Source organism: Kitasatospora sp. NPDC003701, assembly GCF_053587085.1.
On record NZ_JBSFNM010000043.1, the window covers coordinates 47,515 to 51,417 of the forward strand.

The following is a 3,903-nucleotide window of genomic DNA, read 5'->3' on the forward strand; positions in this document are numbered from 1 at the left end:
GCGCCGGGGCCCGGGGACCGGTCCGGCTCCCGGTCAGAGCGGATCGCCCGGCAGGCCGAGGTAGTCGTCGCGCAGGGCCGCGATCATCGGGTGATCCGCCGGGAAGGCGACCTTGTCGACGGCCGCGATCGGCCGGACGCCGATCGCGGCGTTGGTGGCGAAGGCCGCGTCGAAACCGTCGAGGGCCGCCAGCGGCACCTCCTCCGCACGGTGCGGCCGGGCCCGACGCAGCAGCTCCATCGTCGTCCCGGGCAGGTGCTCGGCCTCGGCCCACACCACCCGGTCGCCCCGCACGAAGCCGATGTTCCAGGTGCCGCCCTCGGAGACGAGCTGCCGCCGGTCGACGAAGAGCGCGTCGTCGAAGCCGTCCCGCTGGGCCTCGCGGCGGTGGTGCAGCGCGCCGAACAGGCCGACGCTCTTGACCGCCGGCAGGTCGCGGACGTACGGGACGGAACGGACCCGTAGCGGCGGGAGGGCGAGGCCGCCCGCGGGGCGGGTGGTCACCAGCACCCGGGGCTCGGCGGCCGCCCCGAGGTGCCCGATGTCCAGCGCCGGGTCGAAGACCGTCACCCGGACCATGGTGACCGCGTCCGTGGGCGCCGCCCGCCGCGCGTACGCCCGTACCCGCTCCGGGTCGAGGTCGGCGTCGAAGACCGCCCGGCAGTCGCGGACCAGCCGTTCCAGGTGCAGCCCGAGCCCGCGGACCCGGCCGGCCTCGGCCCGCATCGTGGTGAAGTGCCCGAAGTTGGTGAGGGCCAGTGTCTGGAGTTCGTCCGCGCGCACCGGGACGCCGTTCAGTTCCGCCATGGGCCCAGCATGGCAGCCGGGCGGCCGTCCGGGCGCGGGCGAAGTCTCGAAAATTCCTTAGCTTCTTTCTGCTTCGCTGACTGTGCCGACAAACGGCCTGCCGCGCTGAGGGCTACGACCGCTCGACGGGCTCATCCATGGTGGTGAAAGGGGAATGATGTGTCCAAGCGTGCGCTGATCACCGGGGTCACCGGGCAGGACGGATCGTATCTGGCCGAGCACCTGATCTCCCTCGGCTACCAGGTCTGGGGGCTGACCAGGGGGCAGGCGAACCCGCGCAAGGACCGGGTCAGCCGGCTGATCCCCGATCTGCGGTTCGTGGACGGCGACCTGATGGACCAGGGCAGCCTGGTGTCCGCCGTGAACGCCGTCCAGCCCGACGAGGTCTACAACCTCGGGGCGATCTCCTTCGTGCCGATGTCCTGGCAGCAGCCGGAGCTGGTCACCGAGGTCAACGGCACCGGCGTCCTGCGGGTGCTGGAGGCGATCCGGATGGTGAGCGGGCTCAACAAGCCGGCGGCGCGGGCCGGGGCCGCCGGGCAGATCCGCTTCTACCAGGCGTCCTCCTCCGAGATGTTCGGCAAGGTGACGCAGTCGCCGCAGACCGAGACGACCTCGTTCCACCCGCGCAGCCCCTACGGCGTGGTCAAGACCTACGGGCACTACATCACCCGGAACTACCGCGAGTCCTACGGCATGTACGGCGTGTCCGGGATCCTCTTCAACCACGAATCACCGCGCCGCGGTGCCGAGTTCGTGACCCGCAAGATCTCGCTGGCGGTCGCGCAGATCAAGCTCGGCCTCCAGACGAAGCTCAGCCTGGGCAACCTCGACGCCGAGCGGGACTGGGGCTTCGCGGGCGACTACGTCCGCGCCATGCACCTGATGCTCCAGCAGGAGGAGCCGGGGGACTACGTGGTGGGCACCGGGCGGATGCACACGGTGCGCGACGTGGCCCGGGTCGCGTTCGAGTGCGTGGGCCTGAACTGGGAGGACTACGTGGTCATCGACCCGGGGCTGGTGCGGCCGGCGGAGGTGGAGACGCTCTGCGCCGACTCCGGCAACGCGCGCAAGGCGCTCGGCTGGGAGCCGGCCGTGGACTTCGGCGGACTGATCCGGATGATGGTGGAATCGGACCTCGAACAGGCGCGGCTGGTACGGGAGTACGGCTCGGCGCTCTCCGGGGTGCGCTGGTGAGCGCGGGGCGGCGGTAGCCGGCCGCCGGCCGGGAAGCCGGGCCCGTGGGTCGGCCGGTGCTGCCACCGGGTGACCGACGGGCCCGTCGGGTCAGTGCCGCCGTGTCGCTGCCGGCGTGTCGCTTCCGTCGGGTCACTGTCGGCGGTCGGTTTCGCGGGTCCGGGTCGCCGGCGGCCGGGACAGGGCGAGGATCGCCAGGGCGATCTCGGCGCCCGGCTGGCCGAGTCGGCTCGAGTACTGGCGCAGCATCGCGTTCTCCTGGCTGAGGGTGCTGGCCGGGAGACCCGCGGCGCGCCGGCCCAGCTGCTGCGCCCGGGCGCACCGGGCGCGCCGCAGCAGCTGGGCGATGAGCTGCCCGTCGAGCTCGGCCAGGTCGGCGACGTCGGCGACGTCGGCCGGGTCGGTGTGGCCGGCGTGGCCGGTGAGGCCCGCGTGATCGGCGAGATGGGCGTGACCGGCACGGTCGACCGGCTCGGCGCGCCCGGTGCTGCCGTCCGGGCTGCCCGCGTCGAGGGCGGTGACGGAAGCCGGTGGGTCGCCGCGGAGAACGGGTTCGGGCATGGCAGGCATCCTCGTGGAAGTCGGCGGCCGGGCACGGTCCCGGGGGCCGATGGCTCGCCCAGCGATCGTCCCGCCGGAGCGCCCGGCAAATCCCTAGATTCGGCCGCCTCGGGCCCTGAAACGGCCGCCGCGGCAGCGAAAGTCTCGGGTCTCACCTAGCTCCGCCCGCCGCATAGTGGCTGTTCGTCGCGCGGGCGCGAACCGCGCGAGGCCGTCCGGCGGCAGCCGGCGGCACGGAGCGTAGGGAGGCCGCTGTGGGAACGACCATCGGAATGCTGATCGAGGACGCGGTGCGGACCCTGGTCGACACCGGGACGGTGATCGGCCCGCGGCCGGACGCCGAGGCGCTGGCCGTCCATCTCTTCGGCGCGGGCCCCGCCGGGTCGGAACGTGACGGTGTGCCGGGCGACCGGGAGGCCGCGCGGTACCTGGAGCTGGTGGCGCGGCGGGCCGCCGGGGTCCCGCTCGGCCACCTGACCGGGGTGGCCGAGCTCGCCGGCGTCGAAGTGGCGGTCGGGCCGGGCGTGTTCGTGCCGCGGGCGCAGAGCGAGTCGATGCTCGCGGAGGGGCTGCGCGCGATCGAGGGCGTCGACCGACCGCTCGCGGTGGACCTCTGCACCGGCTCCGCGGCGATCGCGCTCGCACTGGCCCACCACCGGCCGCGTGCCACGGTGCACGCGGTGGACTGCGACCCGGTGGCGCTGGAGTTCGCCCGGGCCAACAGCGCGCGGCGGGCCGCGCTCGGTGACCCGCCGATCGAGCTGCACCAGGCCGATGTGTTCGCACCCGGGCTGCTGGCCGAACTGGACGGCGCGGTGGACCTGGTGGTGACCAATCCCCCCTTCATGCCCGAAGGCGCCGAGGTCCCCGCCGAGTTCGGGGTGTACCAGCCCCACCGGGCGGTCTTCGGCGGGCCGGACGGTCTGCACGTCATCCGGCAGGTGGTGGAGCTGGCGGCGAGGCTGTTGCGGCCGGGCGGCACGCTGGTCGTCGAGCACGGCCACCTGCATGCGTCGGCGGTGCCCGGGCTGCTCGGCGGCGACCCCCGGTACACCGACGTGTCCGCCCGTCCGGACCAGTACGGCTGGCCGCTGTACGCCGTCGCCCGGCGCGGCGGACCGGGGCCCGCGGCCGGCTCCTGACGGACCCCGTCCGCCCGGCGGTCCGGTGGCCCGGCCGGGCCCGGCTCGGCCCGGTGACCCTAGGGGTTTCCCGGCCGGGCCGACCCGAGACTGATCGCTGGTGTGCAGGAATGCGAGCGCTGCACGTGCGGTCCACGCCGGCTGTCCACATCGAATCGCCTGCTGTCCGCCGGTCTTCCAGATGGGTTGAGTTGCT

The 3,903-nt window shown here is 73.9% G+C and carries 4 protein-coding genes; 2 read left to right on the top strand and 2 right to left on the bottom strand.

The annotated features are described in order from the left end of the window. Positions 1-33: 33 nt before the first annotated feature. Positions 34-807, bottom strand: a complete 774-nt coding sequence (locus tag ACWDRR_RS30955; RefSeq protein WP_449775558.1) for an aminotransferase class IV — start codon at positions 805-807, stop codon at positions 34-36. 159 nt (positions 808-966) lie between these two features. Here ACWDRR_RS30955 and ACWDRR_RS30960 point away from each other — a divergent pair, with 159 nt between their 5' ends. After that, positions 967-2,004, top strand: a complete 1,038-nt coding sequence (locus ACWDRR_RS30960; RefSeq protein WP_449775559.1) for a GDP-mannose 4,6-dehydratase — start codon at positions 967-969, stop codon at positions 2,002-2,004. 132 nt (positions 2,005-2,136) lie between these two features. Here the strand turns inward: ACWDRR_RS30960 and ACWDRR_RS30965 are convergent, their stop codons facing one another. Beyond that, positions 2,137-2,565, bottom strand: a complete 429-nt coding sequence (locus ACWDRR_RS30965; RefSeq protein WP_449775560.1) for a hypothetical protein — start codon at positions 2,563-2,565, stop codon at positions 2,137-2,139. Between the two features lie 254 nt (positions 2,566-2,819). Between ACWDRR_RS30965 and ACWDRR_RS30970 the strand changes: the two genes are divergently transcribed. Further along, positions 2,820-3,707 carry a N5-glutamine methyltransferase family protein gene (locus ACWDRR_RS30970; RefSeq protein ID WP_449775561.1) on the top strand — a complete coding sequence of 296 codons (888 nt, stop codon included), beginning with the start codon at positions 2,820-2,822 and terminating at the stop codon, positions 3,705-3,707. Positions 3,708-3,903 lie beyond the last annotated feature (196 nt).

Coding starts and splice junctions, on each gene's coding strand:
- ACWDRR_RS30965 (WP_449775560.1), bottom strand. CDS start 2,565: ATGCCCGAACCCGTTCTCCGCGGCGACCCACCGGCTTCCGTCACCGCC.
- ACWDRR_RS30955 (WP_449775558.1), bottom strand. CDS start 807: ATGGCGGAACTGAACGGCGTCCCGGTGCGCGCGGACGAACTCCAGACA.